16 protein-coding genes are annotated in these 20,670 nt (G+C 45.4%); 14 read left to right on the top strand and 2 right to left on the bottom strand.

The features are described 5' to 3' along the window. Positions 1-14 precede the first annotated feature (14 nt). The 8 genes from V5M37_RS28410 to V5M37_RS28375 all read left to right on the top strand — a co-directional run bounded on the left by V5M37_RS28410 (position 15) and on the right by V5M37_RS28375 (position 10,080). Complete coding sequence (locus V5M37_RS28410; protein WP_423800186.1) at positions 15-1,757, top strand: ABC transporter ATP-binding protein; 1,743 nt, start codon at positions 15-17, stop codon at positions 1,755-1,757. Beyond that, a complete protein-coding gene (locus tag V5M37_RS28405) occupies positions 1,747-3,606 on the top strand; it encodes an ABC transporter ATP-binding protein (protein ID WP_423800185.1) in 1,860 nt (619 codons plus the stop codon). The genes V5M37_RS28410 and V5M37_RS28405 overlap by 11 nt, the downstream gene beginning before the upstream one ends. A gap of 201 nt (positions 3,607-3,807) precedes the next feature. Further along, on the top strand, positions 3,808-5,019 hold the full coding sequence (locus tag V5M37_RS28400; RefSeq protein WP_423802698.1) for an MFS transporter: 1,212 nt from the start codon (positions 3,808-3,810) through the stop codon (positions 5,017-5,019). 315 nt (positions 5,020-5,334) lie between these two features. Beyond that, a complete protein-coding gene (locus V5M37_RS28395; protein ID WP_213147901.1) occupies positions 5,335-6,519 on the top strand; it encodes an ABC transporter substrate-binding protein in 1,185 nt (394 codons plus the stop codon). Positions 6,520-6,746: 227 nt separating this feature from the next. Further along, positions 6,747-7,628, top strand: coding sequence for a branched-chain amino acid ABC transporter permease (locus V5M37_RS28390; RefSeq protein WP_213147902.1), 882 nt, complete (start codon positions 6,747-6,749; stop codon positions 7,626-7,628). A gap of 14 nt (positions 7,629-7,642) precedes the next feature. Next, positions 7,643-8,617 (top strand): branched-chain amino acid ABC transporter permease, encoded by a 975-nt coding sequence (locus tag V5M37_RS28385; protein ID WP_423800184.1) that lies wholly within the window; start codon positions 7,643-7,645, stop codon positions 8,615-8,617. After that, positions 8,592-9,371, top strand: a complete 780-nt coding sequence (locus tag V5M37_RS28380; RefSeq protein ID WP_213148105.1) for an ABC transporter ATP-binding protein — start codon at positions 8,592-8,594, stop codon at positions 9,369-9,371. Before V5M37_RS28385 ends, V5M37_RS28380 begins: the two co-directional genes overlap by 26 nt. 1 nt (position 9,372) lies before the next feature. Beyond that, the gene (locus V5M37_RS28375) at positions 9,373-10,080 is read left to right on the top strand and encodes an ABC transporter ATP-binding protein (protein WP_423800183.1); all 708 of its coding nucleotides are present in this window, start codon (positions 9,373-9,375) and stop codon (positions 10,078-10,080) included. A gap of 29 nt (positions 10,081-10,109) precedes the next feature. Here V5M37_RS28375 and V5M37_RS28370 read toward each other — a convergent pair whose 3' ends face one another. Beyond that, positions 10,110-11,912 (bottom strand): TIGR04190 family B12-binding domain/radical SAM domain protein, encoded by a 1,803-nt coding sequence (locus V5M37_RS28370; RefSeq protein WP_423800182.1) that lies wholly within the window; start codon positions 11,910-11,912, stop codon positions 10,110-10,112. Positions 11,913-12,372: 460 nt separating this feature from the next. Here V5M37_RS28370 and V5M37_RS28365 point away from each other — a divergent pair, with 460 nt between their 5' ends. The 5 genes from V5M37_RS28365 (at position 12,373) to V5M37_RS28345 (ending at position 19,666) form a co-directional block, all read left to right on the top strand. Continuing rightward, positions 12,373-14,238, top strand: coding sequence for a GAF domain-containing sensor histidine kinase (locus V5M37_RS28365; protein ID WP_423800181.1), 1,866 nt, complete (start codon positions 12,373-12,375; stop codon positions 14,236-14,238). After that, entirely contained in the window at positions 14,213-14,872 is a 660-nt protein-coding gene (locus V5M37_RS28360; RefSeq protein ID WP_423800180.1) for a response regulator, read from the top strand. Before V5M37_RS28365 ends, V5M37_RS28360 begins: the two co-directional genes overlap by 26 nt. Positions 14,873-15,140: 268 nt before the next feature. Next, the gene (locus V5M37_RS28355) at positions 15,141-17,600 is read left to right on the top strand and encodes a S8 family serine peptidase (protein ID WP_423800179.1); all 2,460 of its coding nucleotides are present in this window, start codon (positions 15,141-15,143) and stop codon (positions 17,598-17,600) included. A 307-nt stretch (positions 17,601-17,907) separates the two neighbouring features. Next, positions 17,908-18,384 carry a Cys-tRNA(Pro) deacylase gene (ybaK, locus tag V5M37_RS28350; RefSeq protein ID WP_423800178.1) on the top strand — a complete coding sequence of 159 codons (477 nt, stop codon included), beginning with the start codon at positions 17,908-17,910 and terminating at the stop codon, positions 18,382-18,384. Between the two features lie 181 nt (positions 18,385-18,565). After that, a complete protein-coding gene (locus V5M37_RS28345) occupies positions 18,566-19,666 on the top strand; it encodes a PRK06851 family protein (protein WP_423800177.1) in 1,101 nt (366 codons plus the stop codon). Between the two features lie 58 nt (positions 19,667-19,724). Here V5M37_RS28345 and V5M37_RS28340 read toward each other — a convergent pair whose 3' ends face one another. Beyond that, entirely contained in the window at positions 19,725-19,901 is a 177-nt protein-coding gene (locus tag V5M37_RS28340) for a hypothetical protein (RefSeq protein WP_423800176.1), read from the bottom strand. Positions 19,902-20,001: 100 nt separating this feature from the next. Here V5M37_RS28340 and V5M37_RS28335 point away from each other — a divergent pair, with 100 nt between their 5' ends. After that, on the top strand, positions 20,002-20,667 hold the full coding sequence (locus V5M37_RS28335) for a DNA alkylation repair protein (protein ID WP_423800175.1): 666 nt from the start codon (positions 20,002-20,004) through the stop codon (positions 20,665-20,667). Positions 20,668-20,670: the final 3 nt, after the last annotated feature.

Genomic DNA, 20,670 nt, shown 5'->3' with positions numbered 1-20,670 from the left:
CAGGGGGAGACCTCATGAAGCATTTTGCAAAGTACATAAAAAAGTATTGGAAGTCCTTTTGTATTGCGGTTCTATTCCTCACCTTTGAGGCAATTTGCGATTTGCTGCAGCCGACCGTGATGGCGAAAATTATTGATGAGGGTGTTGCCAACAGAGACATCGATTATGTCCTAAAAATGGGCGGCCTGATGCTCCTGATTACCGCTATTGGGGCCGTGGCCGCTTCCACCAGAAGCATCATGGCCAGCATCGTTTCGCAAAATTTCGGAACAGAGCTGCGATCTGACCTGTTTCGCAAAATTCAATCTCTTTCATTTAGAAACCTGAACAACTTCGACCGCGCGTCCCTCATCACTAGGCTTACAAATGATGTGACCCAGGTCCAAGTGTTTGTAAACGGTACGATGCGGATTTTCGTAAAAGCTCCGCTGCTGGCGATTGGCGGTCTGGTCATGGCCACGCGCCTTAACCTTCACCTCGCGGTCGTCCTTGCGGTGGTGGTGCCGATTGTGGCATTGTTTATCATCATTAACTTAAAGCTTGGCTTTCCTCTGTTTTCCAAGGTTCAGAATGCCATGGACCGGGTGAACGGTGTGCTTCGTGAATATTTATCCGGTGTCCGGGTTGTCAAAGCTTTTAACCGTTTTGAAGTAGAAACAGCTAAATTCTCAAAAGCTAACGAGCATTTCCAGAAGCAATCGATTGCCGCCAACCGACTGATGGCTGTTTTCAGCCCGGCGATTATGCTGACAGTTAACATCGGGATTGTCGTTGTCCTCTGGATGGGCGGCCTTGGGGTTGAGTCGGGAAAGATACAGGTTGGCCATATTATTGCTTTTATCAACTACATGACGCAGATCTTATTTTCCCTCATGATGATTTCCATGGTGTTTACCATGTTTGTCAGGGCGAAGGCCTCAGCAGAAAGAATTGCTGAAGTATTCTCTGAGGAAGTCAACATTACGTGGGAAAACAATCAAATGACATCCCAAACCGGTGAAAAAGGAAGAATTGATTTTGAAAATGTCTCCTTTTCCTATGATGAGGCTGCTGGCGAGCCGGTGCTTAAAGACATTTCGCTTACCATTCTTCCCGGGGAAACCGTCGGCATCATCGGCTCTACCGGTTCTGGGAAAACGACGCTCGTCAGCCTGATTCCCCGCTTTTATGATGCATCAAGCGGGTCGATAAAGGTAAATGGCGCGAACATTAAGGACATAGACCCGAAAAATCTAAGGGAGAAAATTGCCTTTGTTCCACAAAAAAATATTTTGTTTACCGGGACAATCGCCGAGAATATTCGCTGGGGAAAGGAAAATGCCTCTCAGCAGGAAATTGAAACAGCGGCAGCCGTAGCCAGTGCAACGGAGTTTATCGAGGCCTCACCAGAAGGCTATGACACTAAAATCGGCCAGGGCGGTGTCAATTTTTCCGGCGGGCAGAAGCAGCGGCTTTCCATTGCCAGGGCATTGGTGAAGCAGCCGGAAATTCTCATTTTGGATGACAGCACAAGCGCGGTCGACGCCGCCACTGAAGCCAAAATGAAAACTGCCTTAAAAAAATTTGCCAGCGGACTGACCTGTTTATTGATTGCCCAACGGATATCCTCGATTATCGATGCCGATAAAATCATTGTCCTCGACCAGGGGGAAGTGGCGGGTATTGGCAAACATCAAGATCTGATTAAGGATTGTCTGGTATATCAAGAAATCTATCGCTCACAAATGGGCAGGGAGGGTCTGCAAAATGGCAAATAACGTGAATCAGCCGCAAAGAACCACCCCTCCCGGTCCGCCGCCGTTTAGACCTGGCGGGGGTGCCCACCACCGCGGTCCCGTGGTTAAGCCAAAGAACTTTAAAGGAACCTTAAAACGTCTCTGGCATTATTTTGGCCGCGAAAAGGGAATGCTTTCCCTCATTTTCTTGTTCATCACGGTTGATGCAGCTTTAATGCTGCTTAACCCTTTTCTCATCGGTAAAGCCATTGATGCCATGACCCTAAAGTCTGGGAAGGTGGATTTCAGTTTTCTTGAGGTCATGATTGTCGTTCTTATCAGCGCCTATGTCGGCGATGCCGTCCTCACATTCTTGCAGGGCTGGCTGATGGCTGGGGTAGCCCAACGGATAGTCAAAGGATTACGAGCATCCCTTTTTCAAAAACTGCAAAAGCTCCCTGTTGCCTTCTTTGATTCTCGGACACATGGGGAACTGATGAGCAGGCTCTCAAATGATGTTGATAATATCAGCAATACGATATCCCAATCGACGACACAGTTAATGTCCGGTGTCATTATCATCGCCGGCTCACTGATCATGATGTTAATACTGAGCCCGATTCTCACGCTGGCCAGCCTGATTACCGTGCCGCTTGTCTTTTTGCTAACAAAAACGATTGCCAAAAGAACGGGCGTCTTGTTTAAAAACCAGCAGGTTCAGCTGGGAAAATTAAATGGACATATTGAGGAATCGATTTCTGGCATTGAGGTTGTTAAAGCGTTTAATCACGAGGAAAAAGTCATTGAGGAATTTGAAAAGGTTAATGCCAAGCTTCGCGAGGTCGGCCTCAAGGCGCAGATTTGGTCGGGTTTCTTAATGCCGATTATGAACGTCATCAATAACCTTGGCTTTGCGGTCGTCGCTATTGTCGGCGGCATCCTTGCTGTCAAAGGGCATATCACGGTTGGAGCGATCGCCAGCTTCATCACCTATTCAAGACAGTTTGTCCGGCCGCTCAATGATCTGGCCAATATTTTTAACATTCTTCAATCAGGTGTCGCCGGAGCAGAGCGGGTCTTTGAAGTCATTGATGAAAAGGAGGAACCTGCGGATTCCCCTGGCGCGGTGCCGCTTGAGAATCCGAAAGGCCATGTTGTGTTTGAAAATGTCAGCTTTGGGTACCGCCCTGATGTGCCGATTCTAAAAAACGTCAGCTTTGAGGCGGCGGCAGGAACCAGCACCGCCCTGATTGGTCCGACCGGTGCTGGAAAAACGACCATTGTTAATCTTTTGACAAGATTTTATGATGTAACAGGGGGCCGGATCCTCCTGGATGGCCGCGATGTTCGCGACTACACAAGGGACAGCCTGCGGCGCAGCTTTGGCTTTGTGCTCCAGGATACCTACCTTTTTACGGGGACAATCAAAGAAAACATCATGTACGGAAATCCCGCCGCGACGCAGGAAGAAGTGGAAACGGCGGCACGGATGGCAGGTGCCGAGGGCTTTATCAAACGTCTGCCCAAGCAATATGACACCCTCCTATCGGAAAACGGAGGTAACCTCAGTCAGGGAGAACGCCAGCTGCTGGCCATTGCCAGGGTTATTTTGGCACGACCGTCGCTGCTGATTTTGGATGAAGCGACGAGCAGCATTGATACAAGAACGGAACTGCACATTCAGCGGGCATTGTTGTCATTGATGGAAAATCGCACCAGTTTTATTATTGCTCACCGCCTCAACACCATTCGTGATGCCGATACCATCATGGTCATTGACCACGGGGAAATCGTAGAAACAGGCAGCCATGAGGAACTGATGGCCAAAAAGGAGAAATATTTTTCCTTGTTTTCAAATCAATTTAAAAATGCGGAAGCCAATGAAGCGTAGCTTGAGAAAATTTCAAACTGAGATTTTCTCTTTTTTTGCTGACTGGTGTAAAGACATCTGTTAGAATTATGTCAGGACAGGGACTTAAACAGTTCTTTCTTAAAAAGAAACGGATTGGGGAATAATATCAGAAACTCTGAAAATAGAGGGGGGCTTATGATGGCTAACACAAATAGTGTTTCTGGCAGTGATTTTATTAAGATGAAATCAGGAAAGAAACAGGAATTATCAAACACGAAACTGCTCGGTATTGCCGGGATGGGCTGGATGTTTGATGCCATGGATGTAGGGATGCTTTCCTTCATCATTGCGGCATTGGCGGCAGAATGGAGTTTAACTCCCGGGCAAATGGGCTGGATTGGCAGCATCAACTCGATTGGAATGGCGGTTGGCGCACTTATTTTCGGCTTAATGGCTGACCGAATCGGGCGGAAAAATGTTTTTATCATTACCTTATTATTATTTTCGATAGGAAGCGGTGCATCGGCATTTGCAGGCTCCTTGACTGTCTTTTTAATTTTCCGGTTCTTAGTTGGAATGGGCTTAGGAGGAGAGCTGCCGGTTGCTTCAACGCTTGTCTCCGAAAGTGTCCCGGCTGAAAAACGCGGCCGGATCGTTGTTCTATTGGAAAGCTTTTGGGCAGGCGGCTGGCTGATTGCGGCGGTCATTTCCTATTTCGTCATCCCATCGATTGGCTGGCAGGCCGCGTTGCTAATCAGTGCGATTCCTGCCCTATATGCCTTATATTTGCGGATAGGGCTTCCTGACTCACCACGTTTTGCAGCAGTTAAAACGAAGGACAAGAGCTCCGTCCTCCATAACCTCACGCAGCTTTGGTCAAAAGAGTATAGCAGACAGACTGCGATGCTTTGGGTTGTTTGGTTCTGTGTCGTGTTCTCCTATTATGGCATGTTCCTATGGCTGCCGAGTGTCATGGTGATGAAGGGCTTCAGTTTGATTAAAAGCTTCGAGTATGTGTTGATTATGACGCTGGCTCAATTGCCAGGTTATTTTACAGCGGCGTGGTGCATTGAAAGGTTTGGCCGGAAGTTTGTCTTGGTTGTCTACCTAACCGGAACGGCTGCCAGCGCTTATTTCTTTGGAACCGCAGACTCTACGGCACTGTTAATGACAGCAGGAATTCTATTATCATTTTTCAACCTTGGTGCTTGGGGCGGGCTCTACGCCTATACCCCGGAGCAGTATCCAACGGTAATCCGCGGTACGGGTGCCGGAATGGCTGCTGCCATCGGCCGTATCGGTGGTGTCCTCGGCCCATTATTGGTTGGCTACTTAGTGGCTCAAAAATATGCTGTCTCGACCATTTTTACAATCTTTTGTATATCCGTTTTAATTGGTGCTTTGGCAGTGTTTCTTTTGGGAAAAGAAACGAAAAAACAAGAATTGGTATAATGATTTATTGGAGGACCCTTTTTCAAGGGTCCTTTATTTCTGGAAAATCGAGGAAGTCATCCATATTTAGACAAAATAATTTAAAAATAGTTTGCTTTTTAAAGTATAAACAAATACTGTTCTGCTTTAGCGGAATAACGCATAAAAACGCCCAGAAATCAGCCTTTTTTATTATTTTCAAAATTATTTTAAAATAGTGGATGCAGGTACTAGACGAACCCCTAATTATTATGTACAATGTTTTCAGAATATTATATGTTTTGGGAAGAGTTGCACAACGATTTTGGAAACTTTTAAAAAACAGGGGGTAATTTCGTGAGAAAAAGAAAATTAGCAGGCGTGTTTGCTTCATTTATGCTAGCTGCAGGCGTAATGGCCGGCTGTGGATCATCCACATCCACTAGTTCAGGCGGCGGGGATGAAAAGGGCGGCGAAATCAAAATCGGTGCCAACCTTGAGCTTTCCGGCGGGGTAGCATCCTATGGCCAGTCCATTAAAGAGGGTATTGACCTGGCACTTGAGGAAATCAATAAAGAGGGAATTGACGGCAAGAAATTGAAGCTTGTTGTCGTTGATAATAAGTCTGAAGCACCTGAGGCGATTAATGGTGCAACAAAGCTGATCAGCCAAGACAAGGTTTCAGCCATTATCGGGGCAGCAACAAGCGGAAACACAAAAGCACAGATTGAAATTGCGCAAAGCAACAATGTTCCAATCATTACGCCGACTGGTACGGCTGCTGACGTAACAGTTAAAGACGGCAAATTAAATGATTTTGTCTTCCGTACCTGCTTCATTGACCCATTCCAGGGTACTGTCGCAGCAAACTTTGCAGCGAAAGAATTAAAGGTTAAAACTGCTGCTGTATTCATTGACAGCTCAAGTGACTATTCTAAAGGCTTGGCAGCATCTTTTAAAGAAAAGTTTGAAAAAGAAGGCGGCAAGGTTGTCACTCAAGAAGCATATGTGGCGAAGGATACAGACTTCCATGCCCAATTAACGAATATTAAAGGGAAAAACCCAGAGTTCGTCTTTGTCCCTGGCTATTATGAAGAGGTTGGTTTAATTGTCAAGCAGGCTCGTGAAGTAGGTCTTGACGCTCCAATGATGGGTGCTGACGGCTGGGATTCTCCAAAACTAGTAGAACTTGCCGGCAAGGATGCTTTGAATAACACCTTTATTACAAACCACTATTCTTCTGGTGACTCCGACCAAAAGGTTCAAGAGTTTGTAAAAGCCTTTAAAGCAAAATACAAGGACAAATCTCCAGATGCTTTCAATGCTTTAGGTTATGATTCTGCTTATTTCCTTGCTGATGCCATCAAACGTGCTGGCGGCGGCGATTCTAAGAAAATTCAAAAGGCTCTTGCAGAAACAAGCGGCCTTGAACTAGTAACAGGACAAATGAAGCTTGATAAAGACCACAACCCAATCAAATCAGCTGTTATCTTAGAGTACAAAGATGGCGAACAAACATTCAAAACAAAGGTTAATCCGTAATTGGAAAAGCGTAAGCGCCTTGACCAGGGGCGACAGGCATAAGACGAGCCGGCGAGAAGGCTGTACTTTAGCCTTCTTGACGGATCGGCTTATGACCCCGAGCCCCTAGGCGCTGGAGCTAGACAAATTTTATAACGATCAAATGAATAGGGAGCATGTCCATGTTCCCTATTCCAATTTATAAGGATTAGGAAAAATTTCCTATTCCCACTGGAAGGAGTTGCGACATGGAACAACTAATACAGCAGCTAGTCAACGGCATTTCATTGGGAAGTATTTACGCATTGATTGCCCTTGGGTACACAATGGTATATGGTATCGTCAAGTTAATCAACTTCGCACATGGGGACGTCTTCATGGTCGGCGCTTTTATAGGTTTTTATTCTATTACTGTTCTCCATTTAGGATTTTTCCCAGCATTATTGATTTCAATGGTGGCCTGCGCAATTTTCGGCGTATTGATTGAGCGGATTGCCTACAAGCCGCTTCGGAATGCAACAAGGATTGCGGCATTGATTACCGCTATCGGAGTTTCGCTTTTTATCGAATATGGCACCATCTATATCCGCGGCGCCCAGCCTGAAGCCTATCCAGGCAATATCGTTCCATTGAAAAGCCTGGAGGTCTTCGGTGTTAAGATTAGCGGTCAGTCCATTCTAATTTTGGCCGTATCCCTTTGTTTAATGATTATTCTTCAATTTATTGTCCATAAGACTAAGATTGGTAAGGCGATGCGCGCCGTTTCCCACGACCAGGATGCGGCCAAATTGATGGGAATTAACGTCAATAACACCATCTCTGCCACCTTTGCAATCGGATCTGCCCTTGCCGGTGCAGCCGGAGTGGTATTTGGAATGTACTATACAAAAATTGAGCCATTGATGGGAATCATTCCGGGTCTGAAGGCTTTCGTTGCTGCTGTTCTGGGGGGAATTGGAATTATCCCTGGAGCAATGGCCGGAGGATTATTATTGGGTGTCATTGAAGCCCTTGTCAGCGCGGCCGGAGGCTCGCTATTCCGAGACGCTGTTGCCTTTGTCGTGTTAATTCTAATCCTAATTTTCCGCCCTGCTGGTCTTTTTGGCAAAAACGTCAGGGAAAAGGTCTAGGGGGTGCTTGGTAGATGAAAAAGTTAAATAACGCAAAAGGCTTTTGGGGTTCCATTGTTTTAGCGGTTATTTTTGCCGTTGTCGTCCAATTCCTGATCAATGGCGGTACGTTAAACCCCTTTTATGTAAATGCTCTATTTTCAATCGGCATTAATATCATCCTTGCCGCTTCGCTTCATCTGATCATCGGTATTACCGGGCAGTTTTCAATCGGCCATTCCGGTTTCCTTGCCGTGGGGGCATATGTTTCAGCAATTATCACAATGAAATTGGGATTGCCCTTCCCGGTCGCGCTGCTGGCTGCCGGTGCGGCCGCTGCTGTTGCCGGCTTAGTGATCGGGGTTCCTACCTTAAGGCTCCGAGGCGACTATCTTGCCATCGCTACTCTAGGTTTTGCGGAAATCATGCGAATTGTCTTCTTGAATATTGATTATGTTGGCGGCGCTTCCGGGATGACGGTCTCCCACCTGATTACCTGGCCATGGCTGATTGCCTGTGTGGTCATCACCATTGTCGTCATTGTCAACTTTACGAATTCTACCCACGGCCGCGCCTGCATTTCGATTCGCGAAAACGAAATCGCTGCCGATGCGATGGGGATTAATACGACTTATTATAAAGTAATGGCGTTTATCATTGGTGCCTTTTTTGCCGGCGTGGCAGGTGCCTTGCATGCCCATAACTTTTACATTATCCAGCCGACAAACTTTGGCTTCTTAAAATCCTTTGATATTTTGATTTTTGTTGTGCTGGGCGGACTTGGAAGTATGTCCGGTTCTGTGCTTGCAGCGATTTTATTAACGATCATTTCAACATTCCTAGCCAATTATCCGGAAGTCCGAATGGTGATCTACAGCCTTGTACTAATTGCAATGATGCTGTTCCGTCCGCAAGGATTGATGGGAACAAAGGAAATTACGTCTTTCTTCAAGCTGGGAAAATCCGCGCAAGGAGGGCCTCATGATGCGAACAAAAACACAGTTGCTTAAAGTAGAGAACGCAGGCATCCGATTTGGCGGTTTAAAGGCTGTATCCGGGGTCAACCTAGAGCTTTTGCAGGGAGAACTCGTCGGACTGATCGGGCCAAATGGTGCCGGCAAGACGACCTTCTTCAACCTGTTAACAGGTGTTTATGTTCCAACCGAGGGATCAATTTCTTTGGCCGGTGAAAAATTAAACGGGCATGCGCCTTATAAGATTACCAAAAAAGGAATCAGCCGTACCTTCCAAAACATCCGCTTGTTTGGGGAATTATCGGTACTCGATAATGTTAAGGTTGCCTATCATTCCCTTGCGAAGCATTCCATTCTCAGTTCAATCTTCCGCCTTCCTTCTCATTTTTCCGGTGAAAGGGAAATGGAAGAAAAGGCAATTGAGTTTTTAAAAATCTTTAAGCTTGATAATGTCCAGCATGAAATGGCGAAGAACCTGCCATACGGGCAGCAGCGCCGCTTGGAAATTGCCCGGGCATTAGCAGCAAATCCTAAGCTATTGCTTTTGGACGAGCCGGCAGCAGGGATGAATCCGCAGGAAACTGATGAACTGATGAACCTGATTGCGTTAATTCGCGAAAAATTCTCGTTAACCATTCTTTTAATCGAGCACGATATGAATCTTGTCATGGGTGTTTGTGAAAGAATCTATGTACTGGACCATGGACAGCTAATTGCCGATGGTACTCCGGAAGAAATCCGCAACAATCCAAAAGTCATCGAAGCGTACCTTGGCGAGGAGGTCTCTTAGTATGCTTAAAGTCAACGATATTAATGTCTATTACGGAAATATCCATGCATTAAAAGGAGTATCCCTCGATATTAACCAGGGTGAAATTGTGACGCTGATCGGTGCGAATGGTGCCGGTAAAAGTACGCTATTAAAGACCCTTTCCGGGCTTTTGAGGCCGAAGACTGGCGAGATTGTGTTTGAAGGCGAACATGTTGCCGGCAAGGTGCCGCAATTGATTGTGAAGCGCGGGATCTCCCAGGTTCCAGAGGGCCGCCGCGTATTTGCCAATATGTCGGTTGAGGAAAATTTGGAGCTTGGCGCCTATTTGCGCAAGGATAGAAAGGGTATCCAGGAGGATTTTGAAAAAATCTATCAGCTCTTTCCGCGCCTGCTGGAGCGCAAAAAGCAGCTGTCTGGTACACTTTCAGGCGGTGAGCAGCAGATGCTCGCAATGGGCCGGGCGCTGATGGCACGACCTAGGCTGCTTTTATTGGACGAGCCTTCCATGGGTCTTGCACCGCTGCTGGTCAAAACAATCTTCCAGATTATTGAGGAAATCAATAAAACGGGAACAACGATCCTGCTGGTTGAACAGAATGCGAACATGGCGTTATCCATCGCTGACCGCGCCTACGTCATTGAAACAGGAAAAATAGTCGCCTCTGGCTTAGCTGAAGAACTCAGTGCAAGTGACCAAATTAGAAAAGCCTACCTCGGTGGGCATTAAAAAAGGTATCGGAGTGAACTCCGGTACCTTTAAACTTTTTGCTGGTCGGAATCAAGTGTAAATTGAAAACGATGTTTCGGCTGGAATGAGTGCTTGATTTTGCTTTTGGATTCGACATACAATTGCTCGAGCCCCACTAACGCAAGCGAGAAGAAATTAGCATAATTCTTCTGGACCTCCCACTTTAGCTCGTTCTTGCCGCAAATGCTGTAATAGTTTAGTTCCTCAATTTCTTTGGCAAGCTTAGCCAGCTCTTCAGTTTGTTTTTCTGTCGGAAGGGCTAGAATTTGGTCGATTTTTTCAATATAGGCCTTCGATTTTTCAATTTTCCCTTTAATATCCTTGTAGCCGGCTAAATCAATTAGCTGGTATTTTAATTTGAATTCGTTCAGCCGTTGTGCGGCCTCATAGGTGGCCCTAACAATGTCATCACGCGTCATATCCTTCGTTTCGTAGCTGAGCATATGCTTCCAGGACGGCCGGGTAATGGCCTTGCGATGGTCTTCGAGTGTCTGGCACAATTTTTTATAGCCATGGATTTCCGGGTGCTCAAACGCCGGGCTCGCCGGATCCAAAAATGGTGCGAGCGGGGCAACGAAGTAAAAGATTCTTGGGTCCTTCTGGCAGGCCAGGTGGATGGTTTCACAAAATTCAATGTTTTCGACAGCACTTTCATACGTCTGCCCAGGGATTCCAACCATAAAGAACAGGTCAATTTTTTTACAGCCATTTTTGAGCGCGAGCTGCAGTGTTTCGATCACCTTTTCATTTGAGCAGCTGAATTTCCCATTATATTTCCTTATTTTTTCGTCATGGGTTTCGAGGGTAATTTCAATGCTGTAATGAGGAACGCTTTCATTCATCAGCCGGAAAAATTCTTCATCCGCATATTGAAATAACTCAAAGACGACTTCGTTTTTCAGCTTCAATTTTTTCAACCGGCTAAAAAATTCCTCAACATATTCTTGTCCGCCCTGTCTTAGATCATGGAGGATAAAAATCGGCGCGCGGCTGAACCGGGAAATAAATTGAATATCCTCGACGAGCTTTTTCGGTGACCGCAATGCTAGCGTATGACGGTTGCAGTTTTGCCCATAAGCCTCTCTTGAACCGCCGCAAATCAGGCAGTTTTGCGTGCAGCCGCGTGCGGTCAACAGTGCGGTGTTCGGATATTGCAGCCAGCCGTTGTATGGCAGCGGGTCGAGGAAATTTCGGTATTTAAAAACGGACCGAATGGTGTAGCGGTACCCCGGAACATCAATATCATCGAGATCCTTTGGCACGTACGTTAACGGATTATAGCCAGTCTCGGTGCCCTTTTTCCACGTTAAATTAGGGATATCTGCAAAATGCGTATTTTCAGTCTCCAGCTTATTCATCAACAGCAGCATCAGCTTTTCTGTCGAGTCCCCGCGCATCACGAAATCAATAAATGGATATTGGATTAGCTCCTTGTGATAATACGTGGCCGACAATCCGCCAAAAATAATTGGGGTGTCCGGATGCAGCTGTTTGACGATTTTCGCCAGCTCAATGCTGCCGTGGGCATGTGGCAGCCAGTGCAGGTCAATGCCAAACGCACTTGCCCTGATCGATTTTAATTTTTTTTCTACATCAAAGTTTGGGTTCATGAGCATTCGGTTGGCGATATTGATGATTTTGACGCTGAGCCCATAACGCTCCAAATAGTCGGCGATGCTAGTCAGGCCGATGGGGTACATTTCAAAAACGGGCGAAGATGGAACAACATCACTGATCGGTCCGGCAAGCAAAGGATTTTTTCGGAAATCGTAAACACTTGGAGCATGAAGCAGTACCAAATCGTATTTCATGGGAAACACCTCTTTGATTTGTAGTGTAATAACTCCTTTTGGGGTATATATATAAAAGTTTTTTCAAGAAAGGATTTGTGAGGGAATTTACAAGGCTTTTTAATGTTATTATCGCTGTTTATTTTAGTTTACTATAATAGTTGTTTGCTAGAGTGACAAACAGGTGACAAATTTTGGGTGGTTTTGTGCCGAATTTACTACAAAGGTAGTAGGCAAGAATAATCCTTTAGCCAAATAGAAATCGGATAGCCGTTTATGACATAATAGTGGATATCAAACCAATCTGGTTTGCCGAGGGCCTAGTCCGGTCAGTGTGATTCATTAGACCGGGTTGGGTCCTTATTTTTTGAGGGCGTTTGGCCGACTGAACAATCATTCATATTGTTTTCAATCTATAAATACATTACACTAGAATAAACAGAAAATTAAGTAAATCGTCACAGAATTTGGGGGGGAAGCTTTGGGCAATATCGGCATTTTGCAAAAAAAAGAGAAGCTATCAAGGCAATTCCTACTATTTATCTCTGTCTTTGGAGTGTTAATTTATTTTCAATATGGCTTGTTTAATTTAATGGTACCGCGCGAGCCAATGATTTTGGCACTGCTGGTGTTGTTTCTCTTTATTGTGGAGCTATTTCCTGTTCCTGTCTGGAAAGGGCATATTACCATCTCTTTTCCATTGGTCTATGCCATATATCTCATGGATGGATTAGCCTATACGATTGTTTTTTATGGGATTATCATTGCAGCGACCAACATTATGAATAGACGACCGCTACGAATTATATTTTTTAATCCGGCCATGCAGGTCATTAGCTTTTTTATTGCCCATCTGCTTTGCCAGTGGCTGTATCCGCAAATGCCAATCGAAGGGCTGTCAAGGGTGCTGAAGGGAATTATCCATTTTAATTTGCTCATCATCCCCTTTTATTTCATGAATAATCTCATTGTGGATCTTGTTTTTGCTATCAGGCCACAAACGTATAATCTGAAAATCTGGAAGATGAAAGCGCTCTTTGAGGTTTATAGTTTTCTTATTTCCTATGGTTATATTGTTTTGTTGCATGTTTTGGGAAATCAAAAGCGAGGAACGATTGATGTTTTTTCTTTTTTCTTCTTTTTTATCCCGTTGGTCTGTGTGGCCCTGCTAAGCTCGATTATTGCTAATTTAAAAAAGGAAAAGGCGAAGCTGAAAGCGTTGTTCAGCATTTCATCCGAGCTCAATAAAAAAATTGCGAGGTCTGATTGGTTAACTTTTTTAAAAGATAATCTTCAAGAATTTATCGATGTTGATGCATGGATTTTGTGGAAACGTCCACCGGAAGGCTGGTTGTTCCGATTTGCGGCTGGCCCTGTCAAGGAAGATTTAAAGATGTCGGAGGAAACGGCTGCCGCCTTGGATAAAATGACAAAATTAACCGTTTATCATAATGCCAAAAGAGACCCGAGTCCGGCTGGGATTTTTTTTAAGGAGGATATAGGGTCAATACTTTATGCCCCCTTAATTTTAGAAAAAGAGCTGGTTGGGATGTTTGTTTTTGGTAGAAGCCGGATCAACAGTTTTAGCGAGGAGGATATGCGTTCTGCGGCTACCCTTGCTAATCAGCTGGCTGTCCTGATTAAAACAAGATGGCTGTTTGCCGAGCAGGAGAAGCGGTTGATTTTAGAAGAAAGGAATCGGATTGCCCGGGATATCCATGATGGGGTGGCCCAGTCGCTCGCCGGCGCGATTATGAATCTTGAAACGGCGCAGCGGAAATTTGCGAAAATGCCGGACGATTCACTTCGGTTAATGGGCGAAAGCACCGAGAAGCTGAGGCGCAGCCTGAAAGAGGTGCGGGAATCCATCTATGCGTTAAGACCTTATCCGACTGAGCGGGTGGGATTATTGTTGGCAATTTCTGCAAAAATTAATGCGGTCAAGCGGGAGCATAATTTGGATATCAATTTGGAGACAAGAGGTCCGGAATTCCACCTGAGCTCGATGGTTGAAAAAATTATTTTCGATATTTGTCAGGAAAGTGTGCAGAATGCCGTTAAACATGCAGAAGCCTCGAAAATTGACATTCTGTTAAGCTATCAAAAAGAAAATGTGCTTTTGAAGGTGAAGGATAATGGCAAGGGGTTTTCGCTTTTTCAGGCCATGATCAAGGCCCGGGAGCATCCGCATTTTGGAATATTACATATGAATGAATCGGCTGATAAAATTCAGGCCTCGCTGCAGGTAGACAGCCGCGAAGGAGCCGGAACAGAGATAACCTTAACGGTGCCAAGAATGGGGATTGAAGGGAGTGATTTGCGTGATCAAGCTTATGCTAGTCGATGATCATGCCGTTTTACGGGATGGGTTGAAAAATATTTTGGAATTGGAAACCGATATTGAGGTGATTGCGGAAGCCATCAATGGCAATGACGCAATTGAAAAGGTAAAAGAGGCAATGCCGGATGTGATATTGATGGATATTAACATTCCAGAGAAGAATGGCATTGAAGCAACGAGCATTATAAAAAAGATGTACCCGGCTATTAAAATTCTGATTCTGACGATGTTTGACCATGATGAGTACTTTATGTCGGCGATTCGCGAAGGGGCCGACGGTTATTTGCTGAAGGATGCCCCTTCCCAGCATGTAATCGATGCGATTCGCGCGGTGGCAAACGGGCAGTCGGTCATCCACCCATCAATGACGAAGAAGTTTTTGGGCTTTTTCCAGCCTCCGGCTAAGCCGGAGCCAGCTGAGGAAGAAAAGTCTGCGGAATCGACGCTGACTGAGCGGGAGAAGGATGTGCTTCTCTGCTTGGTCAAGGGCATGAATAACAAGGAAATTGCCCAAACACTGTTCATCAGTGACAAAACGGTCAAAATCCACGTGTCCAACATATTCAAAAAACTCGGCGTCAAAAGCAGGTCCCAGGTTGTCATTTATGCTGTCCAGAATCAGCTTGTGCCGTTGACGTAGGAGTGACTTGAATAGTTTCTGAGAACCAAGCCGTGGGGCTTGGTTCTCTTTTGTGGGGTGTGTTCATCCCGAAAAGACAAATGTCTTTTTGCAGTGCCTGGCACCCTTTTCTTTGTATCTGCTATTTCTAACGGACTAATAAATATTACTTTAGTAGGAAGGGAAAATAGTACTTCTATTTAGTTGAAATAGACCCTTTGCTGAATAGTGTTTTGGTCCGGTTTCTTAGACAATGGACTCATACTATAGCAGAAAAGGGGAATGGGTTGTGAAAAGGTGGTTTTCGGGTTTATTAACTCTTATCATTCTTTTGTCATTAGTTATACCAAATTTACCGGCAGCGAAGGCCGATACAACGTCCGCTGTACTTGACCCCCAGTTGGTAAAGGCACTGGCCACAGCAGTTGAACCGCTTCAGGTGATCGTTACGTTTGATGGCCAAGGAGCGCCGACAGAGGATAATCTTACTCTATTAAAAACTCTGGGAATTTCCAAGGGCATTTCATTGAAGTCTCTGCCGATTACGGGAATTCTTGCAACAAAGGATCAGATTAATAAACTGGCGGAGCAGCCAGGTGTAAAATCTATCTATTTAAATCGGAAACTGGAATATTATAATGCCGATGCCACCGCATTAACAGGCGTGGATAAGGCGCGCACAGATGCGGCGATGCAAAAAGCAAACGGCGGCATGCCGGTAACTGGCAAAGGTGTCGGAGTTGTCATTAACGACAGCGGTGTCGATGGAACTCACAAGGATATCGAGTTTGGCAGCCATCTTGTGCAGAACGTTTTGGCCAGCATTAATTTGGCTAGCCTTGCACCGGGAATACTTCCCATCACTTATGCTGAAAATGTACCGAACACGGATTCCAACTCCGGGCACGGAACACATGTAGCCGGTACAGTCGGCGGAACTGGGGCCATGTCCAGTGGAAAATATGAAGGCGTTGCCCCTGGTGCCAATTTAATTGGTTATGGTTCAGGTGCTGCATTGTTTGTCCTTGACGGACTAGGCGGCTTTGACTACTCCATTACCCACCAATTTGACTACAATATTCGCGTTATAACTAACTCCTGGGGTTCATCAGGGGACTTTGATCCCAATGATCCTATTAATATAGCTTCTAAAGCGGCTCATGACCGCGGCATCACTGTATTATTTGCAGCCGGAAATGAAGGCCCGGGCGAAAACACACACAACCCATATGCGAAAGCCCCTTGGGTGATCTCGGTTGCAGCTGGTGAAAAAGATGGTTCTTTAGCAGATTTCTCGTCAAGAGGAACAAAGGGTGTCGGCGGAACATTTGAAATGGACGGCGAAACCTATACATGGAAGGATGAGCCGACGATTACCGCCCCTGGGGTAGATATTATATCGACTAGAGTGCTGGCCCCTGTATCTTCACTGGCGATTCAGGATGACGCTGCAGCCATTGAGCCGGCCTATCTGCCGTATTATACGATGATGAGCGGCACCTCGATGGCAACACCGCACGTTGCCGGTATCACGGCCCTTTTATTAGAGGCAGACCCAACCTTGTCTCCGGATGAAATCAAGCAGGTATTGCAGAATACGGCTACAAATATGCCAGGCTATGAAACATGGGAAGTCGGTGCCGGCTATGTGAATGCTTATGATGCACTGGATGCGGTTATGTTTGGAAAAACGTATGGGAAAACACTGAATGCCGGGCAAAAATTTAATAGCAATGTCAACTCGACAGTTGATCGATCAGAGTTTACTGTTGACTATAATCCTGTCCTTGCCGAATCCAATACGTACTCCTTTACGGTTGCAGAGGGAGTATCCAATGTATCAGCCAGAATCGATGCCTACGGGTTATTGGGGCAGACCGGGAACCCAGTTAATTTGATGTTAATCTCTCCAGACGGTACGGAATACAGCTCGGGGGTTAGCTTATTGTTCCCGCTTTATCCAGATCGTACGGTGGCCGTGAATTCACCTAAAGCAGGTGAATGGAAGGTGAAAATTGAAGGGCTTCACGGTGATCCTTCTAATCCGCTTGGGATTGGTCTCCCGGAAACCATTACTGGAATGATTTCCACGACAAAAGTCAACGGCTTTTCCGGCCTAAACGATATCACGGGCGATCCTGCTGCTTCCGCTATCCAAATGGCAGTCAGTGAAAGACTTGTTGACGGCTATGCGGACGGAACCTTCAAACCGCAGCAAAACCTTTTGCGTAAAGATTTAGCCCGCTTCCTCGTGATGGGTGTCGGCATCCGTCAAAGCCAGGCACCTTTGTTAAAGGATGTTGCTACGGGTGATTTGCCATTTGTCAAAGCTGTCGTCGCTAAGAGCGCAGCCATTCGCGATGGCGTTTGGGTGCAGGGCGGAGTCATGCAGCTTGATGCGAACGGCAATTTTAATCCAAACGGTGAGGTCAACCGCGCGGAACTGGCTTTTACCCTTGTCCAAGCGCTTGGGCTAGAAAACCAGGCCAAGGAATTCACCGGGGATGTAACGGTTCAATACAAGGATGAGCGGATTAAGCTTAAGGACGGTGCTTCCATTCCGGATTCCCTCAAAGGGTATGTGCAGTTGGCCCTCGATCTGAACATCCTAAATGCTACTTTTGCGGTAAAACAAGGACCGTATGATTTAGTGCCGACTGTTGAAGCCAGCTTCGAGCCGGCGAAAAAAGTATCTAGAGGCGATTACGCGGTCGCCGTAACGCGCTACTTCCAGGCGTGGCTGCAATAGTTTTTGTAAGGAGAGAGCTCGTGCTAATGTGCAGGCTCTCTTTTTATTTGAATTTACTTTTCTATTTTTAGGTAAACCCTCCAAAAGCCATGCGGACAGCCTGGATTAGGTAAATTCCCCCTTTTTTAAGGTTGCTTTTTTCATTTACACGTCACTTTGCCCGGTTTACTGGTCTAAAATAAAAATTTACTCGTCAACTTTTTGATTTTACTCGCATAATTGTGCAACTTACTCGCCAATATCTTGAATTTACTCGTCATCCGTCAATTTTTGCTAAAATAAAAGAAAAATCAGAAGGATGATTAGGATGGCACAGGCCAAAACCAATGCAATGCGCATTTTGGACGCGCAAAAGATTCATTATGAGGTGCTTACATACGAAAATAAGGATGGAAAAATTGATGGGGTGTCGGTTGCCGAGAAAGTTGGCAAAGAACTGAAAGAGGTCTATAAGACGCTTGTCACCCAAGGGACCAGCAAAAACCTTTATGTGTTCGTCATTCCTGTTGCTGAGGAATTAAACCTGAAAAAAGCGGCTAAAGCGGCCGGAGAAAAAAGCGTCGAGATGATTCCGGTGAAGGATATTCAAAAATGGACCGGTTACATCCGCGGCGGCTGCTCGCCCGTCGGCATGAAAAAGCAATACCGGACCTTCATCGACCAAAGCAGCTCAGAAATTGAGGCAATCGTCGTCAGTGCGGGAAAAATAGGCATGCAAATCGTGCTCGCGCCCGACCAATTAAAAGAAATAACCAATGCAGAATTGGCTGATGTTATAAAGTAAACTTCGTACCGCCCGCGGAAAGCGAGCCCCTGGAGCGGAAATCGACACCCATATAAAAAAATCAGTTTTTCGCATAGGCATTCACCTATAAACAACAAAAGCATAAGATATGGTGAACTTAATCTTTGTGATTGAAATTGCCTAATGGCAATGTTGATTTTTAAAAAGGGAGTGTTAATGGATGGCAGGGAAAATTAAAAACTATTTTGCCGGCGGTAACACAGCCAGGGGATTTCATAATTTGTACGATTCCAACCTGCAGGGACTTGACCGTTTGTTTATCTTAAAAGGCGGGCCTGGTACGGGCAAATCGTCGCTCATGAAAAAAATCGGCCAGGAATGGGTGGAAAAAGGCTATGACATCGAGCTGCTCCACTGTTCATCTGATAATAATTCTATTGATGGCGTACTAATTCCGGCATTAAAGGTAGGAATTGTTGACGGAACTGCTCCGCACGTCATTGAGCCGAAAGCGCCGGGCGCGGTGGAAGAATATATTAATCTAGGCGAGGCTTGGGATGCGAAGGCGCTAAGTGCGCAAAAAAACACAATCAAAAAGTTGACCAACCAAATTAGTGAGGCCTTTGCGACAGCCTACGCTACTTTTAAAGAAGCACTTGAAATTCATGATGATTGGGAAAAAATCTATATAAACAGCATGAACTTTCAAAAAGCGGACCAACTGACCAAAAAGCTGATTGAAACCTTTTTTGGAAAAATGAAGTTAAGCAAACAAGCCGATGTCCGCCACCGTTTCCTTGGGGCTGCCACACCAAAAGGAGCAGTTGATTTTGTCCCTAATTTAACGGAAGACATTCAAAAACGCTATTTTATTAAGGGCCGACCAGGTTCCGGCAAGTCCACAATGCTGAAAAAGCTGGCTGCTGCAGCAGAGGAGCGCGGCGTCGATGTAGAAATCTATCATTGCGGCTTTGACCCGCATAGCCTTGATATGTGTATTTTTAGAGAGCTGGGGATTGCCATTTTCGACAGCACCGCACCGCACGAGTACTTCCCAAGCCGCGACGGTGATGAAATCATTGATATGTATGAAATTTTAATCGAGCAGGGAACAGATGAGATCTTTGCCGATTTTATCAGCAAAATTTCCACCAAGTATAGAAACAAAATGACAGAGGCCACAAGCTATCTCGCCAAAGCGAAAGTGCTTCACGACGAGCTTGAAGCCATTTACATTTCCGCAATGGATTTCACCGTGGTCGAAAAAATTCAAAATAATATTGCTGCAGAAATCAATGCATTAGCTGGGGTAAACGCTTAGAACCAAGGGGCCTGATTCCCTTGGTTCCTTTTCTTATTAGTGCGTAAAGCTGCAGGGGTCAGGCCCTATTTCCGTTATGCGTGTGGTTTTGGTTTGTTTTGCTCTTCTGGTCTTTGTTGCGTTTATTTCCTTTGCTGTTATCACCGCTTACGAATTCTGCGGCGAATTCAGCTTCAGCGTGACCAGCACGCGCTGAATTTTGATTGTTGCTGCCTTTATTAAATTTCTTCGTCATCATCATCCCTCCTTCTGCACCTGTTAGTTTGTCGTCTGCCTAATAGTTTATACACGAGTTTCTTCGCCAAAAATAAGGTAAAAAGAAAGGATGACGTTTATTGAAAGAGATCGCACTCTTAACCGAACTGTTTGAGGAGAACCGAAATGAAGAAAATGCCGGGCCAATGGAAAAATATATGAAAGGGCATTTCCCGTTTCTCGGCATAAAAAAACCTTTACGAAGCGAGCTGGAAAAGCAATTTTTTAAAGAAACTGGGATTTTGAAGGAGCCATTTAATCAAGATTTTGTTTGGGGATTGTGGGAAAAGAAAGAACGGGAATATCAGTATACCGCGCTTGTTTATATGGAAAAATTGCTAAGCAAACTAGACAAGGACGACTTGCCATTCATGGAGCGCCTGATCATGACGAAATCCTGGTGGGACACGGTCGATGCGATTGCCCCAAAGCCGGTTGGAACAATTGCACAGGTCTTCCCTAAGGTGATTGAAGAAACAATTAACGGCTGGGCAGTCAACGAATATCTCTGGCTAAGAAGAGCGGCGATTCTTTTTCAAATGAAATATAAAGAAAAAACGGATGAGGAGCTGCTTTATCAATACATACGTGAGAACGCCTCAAGCAAGGAATTTTTTATCCAAAAGGCAATTGGCTGGGCATTACGGGAATATTCGAAGACAAATCCTGGGTCTGTCGGGAGGTTTATCAAGGGGCACCAATTAGCACCTCTAAGCATTCGGGAAGGCAGCAAGTATGTAAAATGAGCC

It is taken from the genome of Neobacillus sp. SAB-20_R2A, from assembly GCF_049568635.1.
Taxonomy (GTDB): domain Bacteria; phylum Bacillota; class Bacilli; order Bacillales; family Cytobacillaceae; genus Neobacillus; species Neobacillus citreus.
This window is presented reverse-complemented; position numbering and strand designations above follow the sequence as displayed.

Coding starts and splice junctions, on each gene's coding strand:
- V5M37_RS28400 (WP_423802698.1), top strand. CDS start 3,808: ATGAAATCAGGAAAGAAACAGGAATTATCAAACACGAAACTGCTCGGT.
- V5M37_RS28405 (WP_423800185.1), top strand. CDS start 1,747: ATGGCAAATAACGTGAATCAGCCGCAAAGAACCACCCCTCCCGGTCCG.
- V5M37_RS28370 (WP_423800182.1), bottom strand. CDS start 11,912: ATGAAATACGATTTGGTACTGCTTCATGCTCCAAGTGTTTACGATTTC.
- V5M37_RS28380 (WP_213148105.1), top strand. CDS start 8,592: ATGCGAACAAAAACACAGTTGCTTAAAGTAGAGAACGCAGGCATCCGA.
- ybaK (WP_423800178.1), top strand. CDS start 17,908: ATGGCACAGGCCAAAACCAATGCAATGCGCATTTTGGACGCGCAAAAG.
- V5M37_RS28410 (WP_423800186.1), top strand. CDS start 15: ATGAAGCATTTTGCAAAGTACATAAAAAAGTATTGGAAGTCCTTTTGT.
- V5M37_RS28340 (WP_423800176.1), bottom strand. CDS start 19,901: ATGACGAAGAAATTTAATAAAGGCAGCAACAATCAAAATTCAGCGCGT.
- V5M37_RS28345 (WP_423800177.1), top strand. CDS start 18,566: ATGGCAGGGAAAATTAAAAACTATTTTGCCGGCGGTAACACAGCCAGG.
- V5M37_RS28390 (WP_213147902.1), top strand. CDS start 6,747: ATGGAACAACTAATACAGCAGCTAGTCAACGGCATTTCATTGGGAAGT.
- V5M37_RS28375 (WP_423800183.1), top strand. CDS start 9,373: ATGCTTAAAGTCAACGATATTAATGTCTATTACGGAAATATCCATGCA.
- V5M37_RS28385 (WP_423800184.1), top strand. CDS start 7,643: ATGAAAAAGTTAAATAACGCAAAAGGCTTTTGGGGTTCCATTGTTTTA.